At 40.3% G+C, this 19,695-nt stretch carries 18 protein-coding genes and 1 CRISPR repeat array; of the genes, 9 read left to right on the top strand and 9 right to left on the bottom strand.

Annotation, left to right across the window (positions count from 1 at the left end; all coding sequences use genetic code 11):
* Nucleotides 1–100: 100 nt before the first annotated feature.
* From BV375_RS19350 to lgt, 3 genes are all read right to left on the bottom strand, one after another.
* Nucleotides 101–454, bottom strand: coding sequence for a phenylpyruvate tautomerase MIF-related protein (locus tag BV375_RS19350; RefSeq protein WP_086763269.1), 354 nt, complete (start codon nucleotides 452–454; stop codon nucleotides 101–103).
* 209 nt (nucleotides 455–663) lie between these two features.
* Nucleotides 664–1,470, bottom strand: a complete 807-nt coding sequence (cobM, locus tag BV375_RS19345; RefSeq protein WP_086763267.1) for a precorrin-4 C(11)-methyltransferase — start codon at nucleotides 1,468–1,470, stop codon at nucleotides 664–666.
* Nucleotides 1,471–1,647: 177 nt separating this feature from the next.
* On the bottom strand, nucleotides 1,648–2,553 hold the full coding sequence (lgt, locus tag BV375_RS19340) for a prolipoprotein diacylglyceryl transferase (protein WP_086763265.1): 906 nt from the start codon (nucleotides 2,551–2,553) through the stop codon (nucleotides 1,648–1,650).
* A 497-nt stretch (nucleotides 2,554–3,050) separates the two neighbouring features.
* Here lgt and coaD point away from each other — a divergent pair, with 497 nt between their 5' ends.
* From coaD to BV375_RS19325, 3 genes are all read left to right on the top strand, one after another.
* Entirely contained in the window at nucleotides 3,051–3,602 is a 552-nt protein-coding gene (gene coaD, locus BV375_RS19335) for a pantetheine-phosphate adenylyltransferase (RefSeq protein WP_086763263.1), read from the top strand.
* Entirely contained in the window at nucleotides 3,512–4,180 is a 669-nt protein-coding gene (locus BV375_RS19330) for a DivIVA domain-containing protein (RefSeq protein ID WP_086763261.1), read from the top strand. The genes coaD and BV375_RS19330 overlap by 91 nt, the downstream gene beginning before the upstream one ends.
* A gap of 341 nt (nucleotides 4,181–4,521) precedes the next feature.
* Nucleotides 4,522–4,863, top strand: a complete 342-nt coding sequence (locus BV375_RS19325) for a Ycf66 family protein (RefSeq protein WP_208095841.1) — start codon at nucleotides 4,522–4,524, stop codon at nucleotides 4,861–4,863.
* 15 nt (nucleotides 4,864–4,878) lie between these two features.
* A CRISPR array of direct repeats spans nucleotides 4,879–6,281; the repeat unit is 37 nt; unit sequence GTTTCAATCCCTGATAGGGATTTTATTGTATTTCAAC.
* Nucleotides 6,282–6,544: 263 nt separating this feature from the next.
* Here BV375_RS19325 and BV375_RS19320 read toward each other — a convergent pair.
* The 3 genes from BV375_RS19320 to cysS form a co-directional block, all read right to left on the bottom strand.
* A complete protein-coding gene (locus BV375_RS19320; protein ID WP_086763259.1) occupies nucleotides 6,545–7,891 on the bottom strand; it encodes a TldD/PmbA family protein in 1,347 nt (448 codons plus the stop codon).
* A 73-nt stretch (nucleotides 7,892–7,964) separates the two neighbouring features.
* Nucleotides 7,965–9,404, bottom strand: coding sequence for a TldD/PmbA family protein (locus BV375_RS19315; RefSeq protein ID WP_086763257.1), 1,440 nt, complete (start codon nucleotides 9,402–9,404; stop codon nucleotides 7,965–7,967).
* A gap of 62 nt (nucleotides 9,405–9,466) precedes the next feature.
* Complete coding sequence (gene cysS, locus BV375_RS19310; RefSeq protein WP_086763255.1) at nucleotides 9,467–10,933, bottom strand: cysteine--tRNA ligase; 1,467 nt, start codon at nucleotides 10,931–10,933, stop codon at nucleotides 9,467–9,469.
* Between the two features lie 246 nt (nucleotides 10,934–11,179).
* Here cysS and BV375_RS19305 point away from each other — a divergent pair, with 246 nt between their 5' ends.
* Nucleotides 11,180–12,292 carry a GTP-binding protein gene (locus BV375_RS19305; protein ID WP_086763253.1) on the top strand — a complete coding sequence of 371 codons (1,113 nt, stop codon included), beginning with the start codon at nucleotides 11,180–11,182 and terminating at the stop codon, nucleotides 12,290–12,292.
* Between the two features lie 357 nt (nucleotides 12,293–12,649).
* Here the strand turns inward: BV375_RS19305 and csaB are convergent, their stop codons facing one another.
* Nucleotides 12,650–13,690, bottom strand: coding sequence for a polysaccharide pyruvyl transferase CsaB (gene csaB / locus BV375_RS19300; RefSeq protein WP_086763331.1), 1,041 nt, complete (start codon nucleotides 13,688–13,690; stop codon nucleotides 12,650–12,652).
* A 284-nt stretch (nucleotides 13,691–13,974) separates the two neighbouring features.
* On the opposite strand from csaB, the gene BV375_RS19295 reads away from it, so the two are divergent.
* From BV375_RS19295 to BV375_RS38750, 4 genes are all read left to right on the top strand, one after another.
* Nucleotides 13,975–14,322, top strand: a complete 348-nt coding sequence (locus tag BV375_RS19295; protein ID WP_086763251.1) for a DUF2499 domain-containing protein — start codon at nucleotides 13,975–13,977, stop codon at nucleotides 14,320–14,322.
* Nucleotides 14,319–14,633, top strand: a complete 315-nt coding sequence (locus BV375_RS19290; protein ID WP_086688878.1) for a DUF3593 domain-containing protein — start codon at nucleotides 14,319–14,321, stop codon at nucleotides 14,631–14,633. The genes BV375_RS19295 and BV375_RS19290 overlap by 4 nt, the downstream gene beginning before the upstream one ends.
* 32 nt (nucleotides 14,634–14,665) lie before the next feature.
* Nucleotides 14,666–15,439, top strand: coding sequence for a 1-(5-phosphoribosyl)-5-[(5-phosphoribosylamino)methylideneamino]imidazole-4-carboxamide isomerase (gene hisA / locus BV375_RS19285; RefSeq protein ID WP_086763249.1), 774 nt, complete (start codon nucleotides 14,666–14,668; stop codon nucleotides 15,437–15,439).
* Between the two features lie 315 nt (nucleotides 15,440–15,754).
* Nucleotides 15,755–15,880, top strand: a complete 126-nt coding sequence (locus tag BV375_RS38750) for a hypothetical protein (protein ID WP_279432937.1) — start codon at nucleotides 15,755–15,757, stop codon at nucleotides 15,878–15,880.
* Between the two features lie 449 nt (nucleotides 15,881–16,329).
* Here the strand turns inward: BV375_RS38750 and BV375_RS19280 are convergent, their stop codons facing one another.
* Together BV375_RS19280 and BV375_RS19275 are read right to left on the bottom strand one after the other, a co-directional pair.
* Nucleotides 16,330–17,409 carry a hypothetical protein gene (locus BV375_RS19280; RefSeq protein WP_086763247.1) on the bottom strand — a complete coding sequence of 360 codons (1,080 nt, stop codon included), beginning with the start codon at nucleotides 17,407–17,409 and terminating at the stop codon, nucleotides 16,330–16,332.
* A gap of 67 nt (nucleotides 17,410–17,476) precedes the next feature.
* Nucleotides 17,477–18,460, bottom strand: coding sequence for a hypothetical protein (locus BV375_RS19275; RefSeq protein WP_086763245.1), 984 nt, complete (start codon nucleotides 18,458–18,460; stop codon nucleotides 17,477–17,479).
* 476 nt (nucleotides 18,461–18,936) lie between these two features.
* Here BV375_RS19275 and BV375_RS19270 point away from each other — a divergent pair, with 476 nt between their 5' ends.
* Nucleotides 18,937–19,689: a response regulator transcription factor gene (locus BV375_RS19270; RefSeq protein ID WP_086763243.1), complete on the top strand. Its 753-nt coding sequence runs from the start codon at nucleotides 18,937–18,939 to the stop codon at nucleotides 19,687–19,689.
* The last annotated feature ends 6 nt before the right edge of the window (nucleotides 19,690–19,695 follow it).

The raw sequence follows: 19,695 nt of genomic DNA, 5'->3' as shown, positions 1-19,695 counted from the left end.
AGTTCATGCGATTGCTATCCTTCGGGAAGGCTCCGCCTACGTCGTTCCTCCTCGCAATGACAGTTATCATATGGTTGCAAAATAAAAACTGGGATGCTCCCTAACCAAATGTTGTACCGTTCCAGCCCCACATCGCGCCTTTAGCATCTGCAAACTCTATATAAATGCGATTTTTGGGTACTCCTAAAGCTTGGTTAATTTGTTGACAAAAATCCTGGCTCATACTGGTAGTTTGGTCAGGTTTCATAGTGCCGATGCTTTTAATTTCAATGTAGCAAACCGGATCTGTAGTACCAGCAAAAGTCATCGGAATTTCTGATTCAAAAGCTGTCATTACATAAGATTCTGGTTTTCCTAAATGCTTTGCCAACTTAGCTGATAGGCTTTTGAGCATTGCTTCAACTTCAGCCTTTTCTGGGGCAGATACAGAAGTTTGTACTTTAATTAATGGCATAGGAAATAATTCAAAATTCAAAATTGTCAACTTGGATTATGGCAATTATGTTATTTAGTTTATCGAACCACAGAGGCGCAGAGGAGGGCAGTTGCGTGGGCGGGTTTCCCGACTTGAGCAAACTGCCCGTGGCACTGAGATGAGAGGAATGTAGAGGGTACAGAAGGAATAAACAGAACAACGAGTGAAAAAAGACTAATGACAAATGACTAATGACTAGACCGAAATAGATGATGATGTTCGGGATGATATAGACGAGATCGCCCTGTTGCTGGCGAGAGTGCTGGACTAATAATGTAAAGTGTGGTGCGAATTAGCTGTTCTTTGTGGGTACAATCTGCCATTTCCGGAAGAGGAACAACCCGAATTTTCTCATCAGGCCAGCCTACACGAAAGCAAATCGCTACTAGTGTCTCATCTGGATAATGTTCTAGTAACTTGGCTTGTGCTTCTTCAACATGGCGCGCACTCAGATATAAACAAAGGCTAGCTTGATGTGCTGCAAGAGTAGCTAGTTCTTCTCTAGCAGGAACTTCTGTACGTCCGCTGATGCGCGTCAAAATGATAGTTTGCACTAAATCAGGAACAGTTAGTTCGACTTGGAGTTTCGCGGCGGCGGCTTGAAAGGCGCTGATCCCTGGAATGACTTCAAAGGGAATTTCTGCTTCTTTTAAAAGCTGCATTTGTTCTTGGATAGCGCTGTAGAGACTAGGATCGCCTGAATGGAGGCGGACTACAGATTTATGCGATCGCACCCGTTCTATCATCAGCGGTACAATCTCTTCTAAAGTCTGATTCGCAGTCCGAATAATTTCTGCGTCTGAGCGACAAAGCTTCAAAATCTGTTCAGGTATTAAGGAATCAGCAAATAAAATTACATCTGCTACAGTCAGGAGTTTTTGCGCTTTAACCGTTAATAAGTCTGGATCTCCGGGGCCTGCTCCTACAATGTAAACCCTTGGTTCTACTGGGGTAAAAGTTTTTGATGAACTTAATTTATCAGTAAATTTACTCATAAAGATCGTTTAAGGCAATTCTTCAAAAAAAATTTTTGATAAATTCTCAGTGTCTTTCCGGATAGACTCTATTTCCCTAGTAGAGAGTAATGGTAGATGCACCCTGGTTAAGCCCTGGAGAACACTCTAGGGCATTTTTTATTTTGGGGTCATTGGTCTGGAGTCAAGGGTGATTAGTTATTTTTTCCTTGTTTCTCCTGTCTCCCTCATCCCCTCTATCGCTCCATTACTCCTAGGGGTGGAAACAACATCTGGCAATGGGCGTTTAGCTAAGTAAAGCCAAGCTAACCCAGCTAATCCTAAAAGTATTCCCATTAAACTCACGACTTGAGCCATTCTCAGCGGTCCTAGCATGAGGCTATCAGTACGAAAACCTTCAATCCACACGCGTCCTAGGCTGTAGGCTACCAAGTAGGTTAGAAACAGCGTACCTATCTTTAAGCGTGGTTTGCCCTGCAGACTCCGAACAAACAGCGTTATTAGCAAAGCAAACACCATTAAATCCCACAAAGATTCGTAGAGGAAAGTGGGATGGAAGTACTCAAAATTAGCTAACTCTGGGGGACGGCGATCCACTGGGATATACAACTTCCAAGGTAAATTGGTAGGGTCGCCAAAAGCTTCCGAGTTGAAGAAATTTCCCCAACGTCCGATCGCCTGCCCTAAAATCAGCGAAGGCGCTACTAAATCTGCCAACTGCCAAAAAGAAACTTGCTTGAGTTTGGCAAATATTAAGGCTGCCACAAGACCACCCAGGATTGCTCCGTGAATTGCAATCCCTCCTTGCCAAATAGCGATAATTCGCTCTGGGTGCTGGGCATATTCTGGCCATTGAAACAAAACGTAATATAGCCGTGCTGCTGGAATTGCCCCAATCACCAGCCAAATTGACAAATCACTGAGTAAGTCCGGGTTAACGTTACGGCGTTTTGCCAAGTACTGGGAAAGGCTGACACCAATTAGCACTGCTGTGGCGATTAATAAGCCATACCAGCGAATAGTTATTGGCCCTATCCTCCAGAGAATCGGGCCTGGAGAAGTAAACTGAAATGCCAAAGGCAAAGTGGAAAGATCCAGTGCCATGCAAAAGTACCTAGATAACTAAATTATTAATTAGCGTTAGCAGCTTCCAATCATAGGACAAGAAGCTAGGAGCTTTGAGTATATAAGACAATTAGAGCAGGTTTTGCTTTGAGGTAAAAACCTTTCAAATTTGTAGTAAGCACTTACAGCAGAATAAAGATGTCAGAATCCAGAATTCAGAAGTAAAACAGGCTTGATGCCTAAATTTGTGGCTTATAATCTGTACTTCACCAACTTAAAATCCGCTCTAAGTGCTTAAAAATTTAGGACTAAAGTCTTAACCCTAGCCGTTCCTGGGGAGCGAGTGCGTTGCACTGGTTCCCAAGACAGTGCTAACTCACTATGAACTTATTTTTATCTCGACTAGTGTACTTACATGGTAACGATTACTTAGTATCTTTAAATTCTCTAACAAAAATAGTATTTCTCTAAGATTCAATGGCTTTAGAAGCAGGTTTAGATATAATCGCCTACATAACTTTGATGTATCGAAGATTGTGATTGCTATTTACCCTGGCAGCTTTGATCCCATCACTTTGGGACATCTGGATATCATTCAGCGCGCTAGTCGGCTGTTTGAGCAGGTAATTGTGGCTGTATTGCGGAACCCTAATAAAACTCCACTTTTTAGCGTGCAGCAACGGCTAGAACAGATTCGTCTATCTACACGACATTTGCCAAATGTCGAAGCAGATAGTTTTGATGGTCTAACAGTTAACTACGTTCAAATGCGGCAAGCACAAGTGTTATTGCGGGGTTTGCGAGCAGTTTCAGACTTTGAAATCGAGCTTCAGATGGCTCATACTAATAAAACTCTTTCCACTCAGATAGAAACTGTTTTTCTAGCCACCTCCAATGAGTATAGTTTTTTAAGTAGTAGTGTGGTAAAAGAGATTGCAAGGTTTGGTGGCTCTGTCGATCATCTCGTTCCCCCGCACGTTGCTCTAGAAATATACCAATGCTACAACCACAACTCTCCAATGTTGAACCCAATCACAACGGAAACAATCACCCCCCTCAAGACGATCCCGAAGGATCGGGAAGCGTAGATATTCAGGAGGAACTCAATCGCCTAGAGGAAATTATTCTTTCTGGTCTGAGAATTCCCTTGACTGGACGCACGCTAGTAGATGATGAAAAACTGCTAGAACAGCTTGATTTTATCAGGGTTTCTTTACCATCAGTTTTTCAAGAAGCAGCATCGCTCCTCGATCAAAAAGAGGAAATTCTGCTGGAAGCAGAAGAGTATGGCCAGCAAGTTGTTGAAGCGGCTCAAGCTAAGCGATCGCAAATCCTAGCTGAAAGCGATATTATCAACCAGGCAGAGCGTGAAGCTGAACAGCTAAGAACACAAGTACAAAAAGAATGCGATGCCATGATGCAAGAAACTCTTGCTGAAATTGAGCAAAAGCGTCGTGCTTGTATGCAAGAGTTAGAGGAAATGCGACAAACAGCGATCGCACAAGCTCAAGAAATTGAAAATGGTGCCGATCAATATGCTGATAGTGTCTTAGAAGGTATTGAACAGGATCTTAAAGATATGTTGCGAATTATCACCAATGGGAGACAAGAACTGCGAGCAGATATGCCTCCGCAGCGAAATTCTTCACCACCCAAGAAAAGATAAGCTTGATTCTGAAATTTACCTATTTAGGCAGATGATGAAATAAAACGAGGGTTTTATAAAAATTCAAAATTTAGATAATGTCAACACAGAAAACATTTTGGCTAATGACTAGTCGCAAATAAACTGTGTGATATCTCACTGTGTTCCTAACTTTAAAAAAATCCTTTCTTTAAAAAAACAAATTTAAAGCCCATTTTGGAAATAAAGCAAACGTAATCTTAATTCACGTTTAACATTTAAAAGATTCCCGACTTCTTCAAGAAGTCGGGAATCTAAACAACGTAACTAAAACCAACTCTAGCAATAGATAAAGTGATTAAATACTGAGGAATAATATTAAGATGGCCATTTTAAATGCATTAATTTTTATGCAAGTTAATTTTGGTTTAAATACAGCTAGCTTGCTGGGAATACTATATATAATTTTCGGTATATTGTATATGATTTATATGGTATTTTTGCTATTTAGACGTGCTAACAGGCTTAATAGTATAACTTTTGTTATTTATATTCTTCAAGCACTCTTGATACCAAGTGTCATGTTGCTGTGTGGCTTTATTTTTGTTTTTCAAGGATGGCGATTAGATCCAATTTTACAATTTGCCCAATTTTTATTAACTATATTAATTATTTACTTCAGTGTTAAAGATATTCTCATCAATGAAGTTTACAGAAATAGATAGTGTAGTCAAACTTTTATTGTAATCCCTGATAGGGATTTTATTGTATTTCAACATGTTCAACTGCAAGAAACAAGACGCGCATTCTACGGTTTCAATCCCTGATAGGGATTTTATTGTATTTCAACATGTTTAGGTGCTGCTACATTAAGCATTTTCTTGTTTCAATCCCTGATAGGGATTTTATTGTATTTCAACGCTATTGAGTATTATTTTGATAATCACAAAATTGGTTTCAATCCCTGATAGGGATTTTATTGTATTTCAACTACAGGTCATCGCAGACTTTCAGTTTAGAGAAGTTCAGTGTTTCAATCCCTGATAGGGATTTTATTGTATTTCAACAAAAGAGAGTGGATGCGCCAGAAGCGGCGAAGTTTCAATCCCTGATAGGGATTTTATTGTATTTCAACAATACGCGAGATTCAATTTGTTTTATGCCCAAGATTGTTTCAATCCCTGATAGGGATTTTATTGTATTTCAACGTTGTAGGTTTTATTTTTCCCCTCTAATTCAAGGTGTTTCAATCCCTGATAGGGATTTTATTGTATTTCAACAACAAAAAGCAGCAGAAAGAGTTACGGCATTAGAGTTTCAATCCCTGATAGGGATTTTATTGTATTTCAACAGGTTACCGGATTCAACGGAATTTTGAAGAAACGAGTTTCAATCCCTGATAGGGATTTTATTGTATTTCAACCTAATATTGCGGGCAGTGTATTAAGTGCGCTGCGGTTTCAATCCCTGATAGGGATTTTATTGTATTTCAACAGGGAGATCGATATTAAACTGTTGCGCGTAATAGTTTCAATCCCTGATAGGGATTTTATTGTATTTCAACCTTCTAAGTCAATTGGGTAATCCGTTAGTAAGTAGTTTCAATCCCTGATAGGGATTTTATTGTATTTCAACGGCTTATCCGTTTCTTTCCGGGGAGATAAGCATAGTTTCAATCCCTGATAGGGATTTTATTGTATTTCAACACTCCAAATGTCTGTCAGAAAAAATTTAAAAGCGTTTCAATCCCTGATAGGGATTTTATTGTATTTCAACTTGAAGGGAATGATTTTTGGTGGGATGACGAAACAGTTTCAATCCCTGATAGGGATTTTATTGTATTTCAACACTACACTTATTTAAATCTGCGCCTACGCCTATCAACGTTTCAATCCCTGATAGGGATTTTATTGTATTTCAACCAATGAGTACGAAACTAGGACTTGCCACCACAATGTTTCAATCCCTGATAGGGATTTTATTGTATTTCAACTTCTTCAGTGGCATCCGCCCGTAGCAATTCCATGCCCGTCCGTGTTTCAATCCCTGATAGGGATTTTATTGTATTTCAACATCATACTGTTGTTTTTCGATAGTTAGGTAATTGTTTCAATCCCTGATAGGGATTTTATTGTATTTCAACGGCCCGGTGTTGAAAGGCAAACTGTATTTAGTTTTCAAGGTGCAGTGGCGTCGATCTGGAGTCATGTTAGCATTCCAGCGCTAGGTATCGTCAAGAGATAAGGTAATATTTTTTCTGAAATCCTTTCCCAGCCTGAATTCTAGAGTTTGCGTCAACCTGTTTTTTGAGCAATAAGGCTCAAACCTTGATGCAGCAGTAAATCCAGCTAAAATTTTGCACCTCGTTTCTTTAACACCTACTGGTTGACGCAATTCCGTAGTTACTTATAAAGTATATGTAAAATCTTTTACCAACATTCCTGGAACAAGACTGCCTCCGAGTTGGCGGCTTTCGTAGGTTCCGACTTCGGGGATAAATTCTTGAAAATTGGTAAAATCTACTAAATTATCTCCCCAAAAGCGATAGAGGCTTTCATCAAAACGTAAGTTTTCGATGGGGGCGATAATCTCACCTTTTTCTACCCAAAAACAAGCATAACGGGTCATACCTGTAATTCTACCTGTGGGGCGATCGCTCCAATTTAAGTAATGCAAGTTCGATACATATAAACCTGTATCTAAACTTGGCAAAATCTGCTCAAATGCCAAATTTCCTGGGCTTACTTCTGGTGCGCGTAAAGTTTCTGAACTATTAGCACCGTTAGCAATTTTTTGATATTCTTTAGCAGTCCGAGAGTTGATTAAAGTATTTACTAAAAATCCTTTTTGAATTATTGGTAACTCTGGTGCTGCCATTTCTCCCCACGCATTAAATCGCGGCACCAATCCTAGTTGAAAGTTTTCTTTTAAACTAAACTCTGGCGAAAGAAATTTTTCTTGTCGAGATAGTGTAGCCAGTGCACTGTTCCCTTGTCTGAGATCGGCTTCACTCACAGCCCCCCAAGAGAGCATCATTACTAAATCGGCAACTGCGGCAGGCGCAAAATAAGTTTTATATTTTCCTCTCGGTAATTCTTTAGCGGCGAGGGAAAGTAGTTCTAATTGTTTTTTATCTTCACTAATTCTAGTTTGATAAGCAGATTGATTCCAATTGCTACCTGCAAATGTGCCTTTAACTGCTTGTCCTGATTCTTTAAATAAAGAATAGTCTAAAGTAAATGTATCTGTGGCAAACCAATGTTTTTGTCCTTGAGAATCGCCATAAGCTTTAATGACAATTTCCCCGGCATATATCCCAGTAAAATCTAATTCTGCAACTAGCTCTAGTATTGTTGGTACTACATCCTCATTTGCCAATAATTTACCAGAATTTACCTCTCTACTCGTATTATTTCCTGATGGCAAAACTAGATATGGATCGATAGGTAACAAACGAAGCTCTGCACGTAACTCTTGTAAAGAGTTGTATGCTATTTGCCAATCAATATTCCAATTGCCAGTGAAGGGAAATTGCCGAAAACAACTGCGCTGATCTTCCATTAAAGTCAGTTCAATCCAACCATCAGCGACATAACCAGTTTGTCGCACCTTAGCGTGATTGAAACGAGTAAATTGACTCCGCTCACTGCTGAGTTTCACAGTGAATTCTTCAGTTGCAGTTTTTTTGATGAGTAGAGTTTCAATTAATTGATTGAAGCTGACTTCTAAAGCAGATAACTCGTCAATTTTCATGAGCAGGAAAAATGAAGGAGATGAGGGAGATAAACAGACAAAGGAATGTAGACAATGACAAATGACTGATTATTCAACTACCACCGCCAAACACTTCGACGTTAGCAAATAGACAAACTGGTGAACCATGTCCTACCCAAATTGCCTGATTTGGTTCTCCTTTACCGCAGAAAGGAGTACCGTAAATTTGCCAATTAGAAGCATCACCTACTTTGATTAAGCTTTGCCAAAATTCTGGAGTTGTGGCTCGATAGTTGGGGTTACGGAGGGTTTTAGTAAGTTTACCGTTTTCAATCAATTTGGCATACTCGCAACCAAACTGAAATTTATAACGGCGATCGTCTATTGACCAAGAACGGTTAGATTCCATGTAAACACCATGTTCGATCCCGGCTATAATTTCGTCAAAGCTGGCATTTCCTGGCTCTAAATTCAAGTTTGCCATGCGGTCGATCGCGGGGCGATTCCAAGAGGAAGCACGGGCACAAGCTACACCTGCTACATCAGCTCTGGCTTGGCTTTCTAGACTACCTAAACCCCTCTGAAGTATGCCTTCTTTGATCACATACTCGCGTGTTGCTTCAGCGCCAGTATCATCAAAGCCATAGCTGGCAAATTCACCAGGTACGGTGGGGTCGAAGGTAATGTTCATCAATGGCGAACCATAGACTAGCTTGCCAAAATCACTTTTATTGACAAAGCTACCTCCAGCGTAGTTACGCTCATCTCCTAAAATTCGGTCAATTTCTAGGGGATGTCCGACACTTTCATGGATTTGCAGCATCATTTGGTCTGGTGCTAACACTACATTAGTGCGTGTATTCGGGCACTCATTTGCTGTCAATAGTTCGACTGCTTGCGCACCAACTTGTTGCACCCGATGCCATAAGCCTTCTTGTTTTAATAGTTCCAGTCCACCTTGGTAACAGTTTGCGTGCCAACCGTTGTTGGTACGCTGCTGCACGATCACTCCATCTTGGGCAGTAGCTCCGTAATGATTGCCCAAAGAAAGAAACTTTTGGTACACTTGGGAGCCATTACTGCTAACAAACCATGTCTCTTTTTCGCTGCTGGTAAAGCTAGCTGTGGTTTGCACAATTTTGTCGCTAACTTTCAACGTCTGGCAAATCCGAACCAGCAAATAGTTGATTTCCCCAGGACTGAGAGCATCTAATGGTTCTAAAAATGGTGATATATATTCACCCACAACTTTAGGACGCTCAGTTTCACCGAACGGATAAATCCACCATTCGCTGGCGACTAGTGCTTGTTTATACGCTATTTCCGCAGCAGCTTGTAAGCTAGCAATATCTAGAGAATTGGTAGCAGCATAACCCAAACAGCCATTTACCAAAACTTCCAACATTGCCCCCATTGTGGAGTATTTGCCGTTAGCTTGCGGTAAGCCATCACGAACATGACGGTTAGAGGCTGTTTCTTTAACAACTCTAATACCAACCCAATCAGCAGGAATATTGAAATCAGCGATCGCTTTTGTTAGTTCCAAGAACATAATAACTAGGTACTAAAGATTAGGTATTGGGGATTAGGTAATATTTTTCTAAAACCTAACCTCTAATTACGGTGCCAACGGGTGCCATCCCGGCTATCAATTAGAGTAATACCTTTAGCTTGTAGTTCGTCACGAATGCGATCGCCTTCGGCAAAATTCTTTGCTTTCCTAGCTGCTTGGCGTTGTTGAATTAAATCTTCAATTTCTACATCGCTCAAACCATTACTCACAGAAGTTTCATCTTCTAACTTTGCTTCTAAACCTAAGACTCCAGCCAAGGTGACAAGTGTTTGCCATTGTTGGCGTAATTCATCTGCTGGTGTTTCCGTTTTGCCTTCATGCACAATGATATTTCCTTCACGGCGCAGTTCCTTAGCTAATTCAAAGATTACTGCTAACCCACCAGGGAAGTTAAAGTCATCATTCACGGCTTCTTTGAAACTTTCTATGTATGAGGTAGAGATTTCTTCTCCATGTCCCTGCGCCTCTGTGTCCTTTAATTCCCAACCAAGTTGTTCACCATATTGATAACCAAAGAGCAAACCTTCTTTTAAGGTATACCAGCCGTTGGTGGCAGCAGCGATCGCTTCATCGGTAAAATCAATGGGCTTGCGATATTGGGCTTGCAGGACAAACAACCGCACCGCCATTGGTTCCACGCCTCGATCTAATAAATCGCGGATGGTGGTAAAGTTACCCAAAGACTTGGACATTTTCTCGCCATCGACTTTTACCATGCCGTTGTGCAGCCAGTAGCGAGATAAAGGTTTGCCTGTCACCGCCTCTGATTGGGCAATTTCGTTTTCATGGTGGGGAAAAATTAAGTCAGCACCGCCAGCGTGGATGTCTATGGTATCGCCCAAGCGATCGCGCACCATTGCGGAACATTCTATATGCCACCCCGGACGGCCTGCACCCCAAGGTGATTCCCAAGCAGGTTCATTCGGTTTTGCTGCTTTCCACAAAGCAAAGTCAAAGGGGTCTTTTTTCTTTTGGTATTCTGGATCTTCTAAGTTGACGCGATCGCTTTTCCCCGCTTGCATATCTTCTAGCTTCCGCCCAGAAAGCTTACCATACTCAGAAAACTGCCGCACAGCATAGTAAACATCACCCGATGCTGGATAAGCATAGCCTTTATTTTCTAAATCATGAATCAGCCGTTGAATGCCATTCATCGTGTGGGTAGCACGGGGATACTCATCAGCTTCTTTGATTCCCAGCCTACCCATATCTTCAAAATAGGCTTTAATGAAGCGATCGGCAACAGCTTCCATTGATGATTGTTCTTGCCGCGCTCGATTCAGAATCTTGTCATCAATATCGGTAAAATTCTGGATGTAGCGCACTTCATAGCCGATAAACTGAAGGTATCGCCGCACTACATCCCAAACAATACAAGCTCTGGCATGACCCAAATGACAGTAGTCGTATACCGTCACGCCGCAGTAATACATCTTAACTTTGCCCGGTTCTACTGTTTCAAAGGGTTCCTGGCGACGGGTGAGGGTATTGTAAAGGGTTAGGGTCATAAGCAGTTGAAAATTCAAAATTCAAGATTCAGAATGGTAAAACCTAATTGTGGTAAACATCTTGACTACCTATCTAGATGCAGATTAAAGCAAGTACAGGTTCAGATAATAATTTTGAAATAGGTAGATACGTAATAATAGGGTAAAGCACCTGGGATGAGAGTCCAGCATCCCTATCCTAGTGTTTTCTGGACTCTCTGCGCTACACTCCTACTTTTTGACTTTATTTGTTTTGATTAGAGCGCTATGCAATCAGCAGTTACTCCTGAATCTCAAGCAATGGATGCGCCAAAACAAGGTATACCTGTAACTATTATTACAGGCTTCCTCGGTAGTGGTAAGACGACATTACTTAATCATATCCTGACTAATCAGCAGGGTTTAAAAACCGCTGTTTTAGTCAATGAATTTGGTGAAATTGGCATCGATAACGAATTAATTGTTTCCACCGATGAAAACATGGTGGAATTAAATAATGGTTGTATTTGTTGCACCATTAATAGTGATTTAGTTGACGCCGTTTACAAAGTTCTAGAACGAGAAGAGAAGTTAGATTATTTAGTTGTAGAAACAACTGGACTAGCAGATCCATTGCCAGTAGCCCTAACATTTCTCGGCACAGAACTGCGGGATTTAACTCGTTTGGATTCAATTATTACCGTAGTAGACGCGGCAAATTACAGCCTAGATTTATTTAATTCTCAGGCGGCATATAGTCAGATTGCCTATGGTGATGTCATTATTTTGAATAAAGCAGATTTAGTTGATGAAGCTGCTTTAAATGAATTAGAACGAAAAATTGGTGAAGTTAAGGAAGGAGCAAGAATTCTGCGCACCACGCGTTCAGAAGTACCACTTCCCTTAATTCTTAGTGTTGGTTTGTTTGAGTCTGACAAGTATTTTGATAACGTGGCGGATGAACATGAGCAGCATGAGCACAATCATGATCATCATGACCACGACCACGATCATTCTACATGCGGTCATGAACATCACGATCATGACCATGAGCATCATCACCATCATTCCGACCACTTAGAAAATGATGGTTTCACCTCATTGTCTTTTGAAAGTGATAAACCTTTTTCTATTAGGAAGTTTCAATATTTCTTAGATAACCAACTACCCACTGATGTCTTTAGGGCAAAGGGGATTATGTGGTTTGATGAAAGCCCCAAACGTCATATTTTCCACTTGTGCGGCAAGCGCTTCACAATGGATGATGATGAGTGGAAAGGTAAACCAAAAAATCAGCTAGTGTTGATCGGTCAACATTTAGATAGCCAAACTTTGCTCAGTCAGATAGAAAACTGCCTTTGTCTTCCTTCTGCTAGTAGAGGTAAAGGCTTTGGTAAGTAGGTTTTAGTTATTTGTCAATTTGTCATTGGTTATGAAAATGACCAATAGACTTCTTGGAAAAATCTCAATAAGAATAAAAAACCACAGATGAACACAGATAAACACCGATGCCTATCTGTGTTCATCTGTGTTTATCTGTGGTTCAATATCCAAAAAAAGGTCTAAATCTCATTTGAAAATACTCTGTTGCCCGTTCCCTCTTTAATGGTTATGAAAGTGGCCAATAGACTTCTGGCAAAAATCTCAATAAGAATAAAAAACCACAGATGAACACAAATAAACACCGATGTCTATCTGTGTTCATCTGTGTTTATCTGTGGTTCAATATCCAAAAAAAATCGACTTATGATAAGAGGTCTAAGTTGTTAACGCTTCACTCAATAACTCACGGTGCATTAAGGCTCGATCTACCAAAGATTGAATTTGCTCTGGTGAAAGCGGATCGCCATTAGCGTAATGCTCCATCCAAGTTGTACTAATTAAATTGGGTTGCTCTGGTATAGCGGCCAAATCCCACCCAGGCATTTCTAAGTCTTCCATGAGGCGATTCACTTTGGGGTCATAACTGAGAGCAAAACAGCGACAACCTTCAGCTGCTGCCATGATCAAGCTGTGTAGACGCATCCCAATAACCATTTCCACACCGCGATACACACCTTTTAAAAGTTGTGGATCTTCCAGACACATAATGTGACTAACATTTTTGAGTTGAGGTTGAATTGCTGAAGCAATTTCTAAATCTTCACTTTTTTGAAATGGCAATAGTAGTATAAAAGTTTGCGTGGCTTTTTGAAAATCAGCCAAAGCGCGAGTTAAGTTTGCCAAGCGCGTTTCTGTAAGTTGAGGATGCGATCGCAAAGTTACAGCAATTCTGGGAGCAGGTAAATCCCAAAGTCCGGGTACAGGCTTGGACTCCAACGCCCAAACTGGATCGGGCGCAAGCAGACAAGGAATTTGCCAATCAGATAACAAAGCAGCACTAGCGCGATCGCGTACACTAACTTTGGTACAACTAGCAAAGGTCTGTCTGGCTAACCAACGAGTTTGCCGACGCTTCAAGGGACCAATTCCTTGGGCCCAAGCTACAGTTTTTAAACCCATTTTCTGTGCCAAAGTCATCAATCCCCCATAATAAAATGGGTTAATGGCACTGGTAACATCTTGGATTAAACTGCCACCACCCCATATAAAAGCATCACAAGAGCGCAAAGCTTGCAGTACAGCTGAAACAGCCATGCGATTGTGAGATTCTACACCATAGCGATCGCGGGTTTGGTCAGGATTACCAGAAAGCACTACAGGTGTGACATGAGGCGGTAGCATTTGCAACAGCGTTGCCAATAAAGCTTCGTCACCACCATTACCTTTTCCGTAATACCCAGATAATAACGCCCGCATCGGTTTCATTTTTAATTTTGGATTTAGCTAATCGAGTTTCTTTGCACCTGATTATCTATCACTTATACAAATGTTAGGTGAGATGGCTGGCATACTTCCCAAAAAATCGGATTTTTCTTGTGGGAAGATGGGGAGAGGAGAAGGAGGGGAGCAGGGGGACAAAAGACTCTTGACCGAACGCCACGAATATAAGCAGACACCGGGAAAATTTATTCCAAATATCTCCGCGTCGCCACGTCTCCCCCTCTCCACGTCACTCTAAACCCTTGACCCTTGACTTACTTATGCACGCCCTTTCAATTCCCACCTGGATTATTCATGTTTCTAGCGTCATTGAGTGGATTGCCGCCATTTGGTTAATCTGGACTTACGGCGAACTTACTGGTAACCGGACTTGGTGGGGATTATCCTTCGCCATGCTACCAGCTTTGGTTAGTGCTATGTGTGCTTGCACCTGGCACTATTTCGACAATCCCGAATCTTTAGAATGGCTGGTAACGCTTCAAGCTACCATGACCTTAGTTGGTAATTTTACCCTTTGGGCAGCTGCGGTGTGGATTTGGCGTTCCACCAAGACTGCTAACAAAGGAATTAATCCTGTTGTAGCCCAACCTATCAAATTAGAGCGATGATATCTAAAGACGCCCTTTTTGCCCTTTCGCTGTTTCCTTATTTGGGTTTCTTGTGGTTTATCAGCCGCAGTAAGCAGATGCCACGTTTGGCTTTGTATGGATTTTACGGCACTTTAGTATTTGTGGGTGTCACCATCCCAGCGGGAATTTATGCCAAAGTTCATTATGGCAAGGCTTTAGCAGATGTCGATTGGCTGCATGGTGGTGCAGAAGTGTTTTTGACCCTTGCTAATATTTTGGTTGTGCTGGGTTTCTGGCAAGCTGTAAGGCAATTAAAACTCAAAACTTCCACAGAAAAAACCCACGTATAGCTAGCTTTGTGATTGCATTGAGGATGAGGTAAATGGATGTAATTCCAGCAATTGATTTACTAGAAGGCCGCTGTGTGCGACTTTATCAGGGAGACTACGAGCGATCGCAAGTTTTTAGTGAAAATCCTGCTGATGTTGCCAAACAGTGGGTTGATCAGGGTGCTGCTAGGCTACACGTGGTTGATCTCGATGGTGCTAAAGCGGGTAAAGTAGTAAACTTGGGGGCAATTGAAGCGATCGCCCAAGCTGTATCAGTACCGATTCAAGTAGGCGGGGGATTGCGCGACAAGGCCAGCGTGCAGCAAGTATTGAATATAGGCGTACAGCGGGCGATTTTGGGAACTATTGCCGTAGAACAACCCCAGCTAGTACAGCAACTCTGCCAAGAATTTCCCGAACAGATTGTTATCGGTATTGATGCCCGTAACGGACTAGTAGCAACTCGCGGTTGGCTAGAAACTTCAGAAGTTTTAGCTACTCAACTAGCTGTACAAATGCAAGAATTGGGAGCAGCTGCGATCATCTACACCGACATCCACCGCGATGGAACTCTCGCCGGGCCGAATTTAGATGCGTTGCGAGAACTCGCTGCCACAATTTCTATACCAGTAATTGCCTCTGGAGGGGTGAGTTCTGTTACCGATTTGTTGAGCTTGTTGGCATTGGAACCACAAGGCGTTACTGGTGTAATTGTAGGTCGTGCCTTGTACACTGGCGATATTGACCTCAAAGAAGCACTGCGTGCGATCGGTCCAGGGCGTATTCAAGATATTCCACCCAATCTAGATTTTTCCACCTTTGCTTAACATTACCTTCCCTCTGGAACCAGATTACAAAGTTAATCCGGCCAGAAGATAGAAAGGGCGAATATCCCACCTAGGAAAAATCCCTGGCGACATCTAGCCTGCGGAGGCAAGCTATGTTTGTGTAGCCCCAGACTTCTAGTCTGAGGGCGACTGCCAAAATGGGATACTTATCCTTTTACGGAAAATTGATGAGTATCTACCAGCAGCAAGATATATTAGGCTACACATTAGCTCTTTTCCTAAATTTTCCGGATTAATAATTTATACTCCTGTAGTTCAATTTGTAGAGAGTTAACAATTAAAGATTGTGTTTCTATGGCTCGTCGAAAACCTCCCAACAATGGCAAGCCAGCCAAAACTGAGCCTGGTGCTATCAGGTTCAACAGCAACAAAAAGCCTGATAATCAACAGCAGCCTAAAAAATTAGATGAAACAAACTAAGTTTCTGTTTGTTTAATTTTTGAGAATTTATTTTTTAAACTTTTTAAATAAATAAAAATAATGGGTTTCCTCTGTTTTAGAGACGTAAAGCTATAGCGTCTCTATTTTTTTGAGTGCCTATTTTTAACTGTTTTGAATTAACTTGAATATAAAGTATTTAAATAATTTCCGGAGATCTAGCTGCACACTATGTAGATTTAAAACATAGATAAATAAATTATTCACGGGTTTAGTCTTATGTCTAACACACAAAATAATTCTCAGCAATCATCAAATAATAAAAACATAGCTAATCAAGCAACAAGTAGAAAAAAACCGATAAATAATGGTATTCCGCCTAAAAGAGACAACTAACTCTAAGTCAAGACTTTTGATAAATATAAAAATGCTGTTTTGTAGAGATGTAACTCGAGTTACATCTCTACATTTATCTGGAAAATACAATTGGCTTATTTATTCTTCACTTGACTTTTCGCTTGTTCTAAGGCTATTTCTTTGATTGCTTGATATGAATTTACATTTGCAGTTCCTTCAATAGCTTTCACTGCTAAATCCTGAACTTGCTTGAGGGCAGATTCAAGCTGCTTAGAAAGGTTTTGAATGCGAGTGTCTTGATTAGTAATATTTTGTTCTAAAGATTGCAATCTTTGTTCATAAAAACGCTTTTGTCCTTCTACTTCTTTACTGTATAAATCTGATTTTATTTTAGCTTGATAGTAGGCAATACCCTTGCCTTCCTCTGTTGCTTTTTTGAGAGCAGCTTCTTTATCTTTCGGAAATGCTTCTACCTTAGCTTTAGATTCTTCAAATTGTTTTTCTCTTTCAGCAATTATTTTTTCGCACTCAGCCCATTCTTTCTCTGTTTCTTGCTGAAATTCTTCTAATTGCTTATTTAACTCTTTTTGCTGCTGTTCGTATTCATCTTTTGCTAATTTCCGTTGAAGTTCTAAATTATATTTATACTCTGTATCATCTCTTTGCCGAGTCTTTTTGAGATTTTCATCTCGTTCTTTGATTAATCTGCTATTTTCATCTTGTTCTTTTATCCAAGTTTTCCTTTGCTCATCAATTTCTTGTAATAAAACTTCTTTCTGCTGGCTAAACTCTTCTTGATAGTTTTTAGAATTATCTTCATAGTTTGCGATCAGAGTATCCAAAATATCTTCAGATATTTCTAAATTATGTAGTTGCTTTAGCTGTTCTACTTCTTTCTCTACATTTTCTCTAATTTCTGCTAATTTAGATGCTTGCGTAGTTAACTGTTCAGATAATTCATTGGCCGCACTACCAAAGCCTAACTGAATTTTAGCCAAGCTTTCAATTGTATAATTCATCTTTTGCTGAACAGTAGATTGCGGATTCATAGTAGTCTTTATCTCTAATTTGGGCTTCTCTTTAGCAACAGCTTGGCTTTCTTTCAGTGCTTGATTCAGTTGTGTTTTAACGGCTGCTGTCTCTTTTGCTAACTCTTCATAAGCTTGCAAGATTTCAGCTTTAGTGCTCTTATCAGTTGGTTTTTTAACTACCACAACAAACCTCCATAATTTTAAAATTAACTTATCAAGACAATTAAGATTGTCATCATCGGATTAATCACTATTTAGCATTAGAACTATCAAAAGCTCTCATTGCTAAGTCTTGCGCCTGTTTCAAGGCAGTTTGTAATTGAGCAGACATTCCTTCAATTTGCTCAGTTTGTTTCTTAATAGTTTCTTCTAAAGATTGAATTTTTAATTCATAACTCTGTTTGCTTGATTCCCATTCTTTTTCAAACAAATCAGCTTCGACTTTAGCTTTTTGGCTTGTCTCTTTAATTGCTTCTTCTCTAGCTTTCTTAACTGCTTCTTCTAACTCAGTAGGAAATGCTGCGATTTTTTTCTCGTATTCTGTAAACAAAGGTTGATGTTCAGTGAGGATTTTTTCACGTTCAGCCCAGTTTTTCTGTTTCTGTTGAGTACTTTCTTGTATTTCCCGTTCTAAGTTGCGTTTTCTTGCCTCATAAGCATCTGTAGTTAGTTTTCGTGTTGTTTCTAACTTATACTGATATTCTTCTGCTTCGGAGGTACGTTGTTTAACTAATAATTCGTTATAAGATTTTAGTGCTTCTTCGTATTCTGCTTGCTCTTTTTGCCACTCTTTACGCCTAGTTATAATTTCTTTTTCAAGAGCTTCTCGCTTACTGGAAATTTCTTGTTCTAATATTTTTAGCTTTTCTTGATGTTCTTGATTTAAAATATCTAAAACATCTGCTACAATCCTGATTTGCTGAAGCTCTTGTAACTGCTGATTTGCAATTTCTATAGCTCGGTTTAATTCATCTAATTTGGAATTTTCTTGAGCTAATTTTTCAGATAGGGCATTGACAATACCACCAAACTCTAATTGTAAATCAGCTAAACCTTTAACAATACTATCAACAGTGTATGTAGAAGCAGCTACTAGAATTTCTTGATTTTTTGCCTTTTCTGCTTCCTCTTGTTTAGTGGCTATTTTTGAATCTAATTTTTTCCTTTCTGTAATAATTTGTTGAAATGCCTGTACTATTTGTTGTTTGCTGTCTTTGACTGCAACTGTAGTCATATTTCAACTCCTTTAAACATGCAACAATGTAGTGAGTAGCAAGCCATACCAAGACTTACCTATGCAGACATCAGAGTAGCCTGTAAATATGCGTTTTTCACGCAGTGCAAATACTGAAACAAAGAATCAACAGACACTAAAAATCCTTAAGAACTATCTACACAAGTGTCCGCTTGTTTCAAGGGAAAAGCTTTCTTTAATTTATAGTACTTGTGTACTATGAAAATATACTCAACTAATTCCGTTATTGTCAAGTAGGAATTGCGTGCATACAAAAATTCAATATTTCAAGCTCTGAAAAACACTCTTATCTGCTTGTAGGTAGCAGTAGTGATTTATAATATTTGAGATTATGTGATGAATGTTACGTTTTATCAAGTAAAGCATTATGCTTAGAGGCGTAAATGCACTGAGGCTCGATAATTGATTCAGTCATCGTCTTGATAGCAGTACAGACCCAAACTTTTGTGATCTCAATGTATACCAGCGAATCAACCAAGTTTTCTGCCAAAGCGGATATAGGGCAAACAAGCCGCGTTCTAGTAGTAGAAGATGAAGAACTAATCCGGGAAATGCTAGTGGTAGCGTTGGAGGAAGAAGGCTATGGAGTAGTAACGGCTACTGATGGGCGATCGGCTGTAGAATATCTCAAAAGTTTTGAACCGAACTCAGGAGAAGTTTCCTTTGACTTGGTAGTCCTTGATTTAATGCTGCCGCAGATCAATGGCTTAGATATTTGTCGCTTGCTACGTCATCAAGGAAACCCAGTACCGATTTTAATGCTTAGTGCCAAAGGTAGTGAGACTGACCGTGTTCTAGGTTTAGAAGTAGGAGCAGATGACTATCTCACCAAACCCTTTAGTATGCGGGAGTTAGTTGCTCGCTGTCGTGCTTTACTTCGCCGCCAGCGTTTCAGCACATTGCCTCAACTACCCGTATTAAAGTACAAGGATGTCAGCTTGAATCCTCAAGAGTGTCGTGTGCTGGTTCGCGGTCAAGAGGTAAGTCTGTCGCCCAAAGAGTTTCGGCTTCTAGAACTGTTTATGAGCTATGCCCGTCGAGTATGGTCACGCGAACAATTGCTGGATCAAGTTTGGGGACCAGATTTTGTCGGAGATAGCAAAACTGTAGATGTTCACATCCGCTGGTTGCGAGAAAAATTAGAGTTAGATCCTAGTCGTCCAGAGTACATTGTGACTGTCAGAGGTTTTGGCTATCGATTTGGATAATTGCTT

The sequence above is a fragment of the Nostoc sp. 106C genome, from assembly GCF_002154725.1.
Classification (GTDB): Bacteria; Cyanobacteriota; Cyanobacteriia; order Cyanobacteriales; family Nostocaceae; genus Aulosira.
This window is presented reverse-complemented; position numbering and strand designations above follow the sequence as displayed.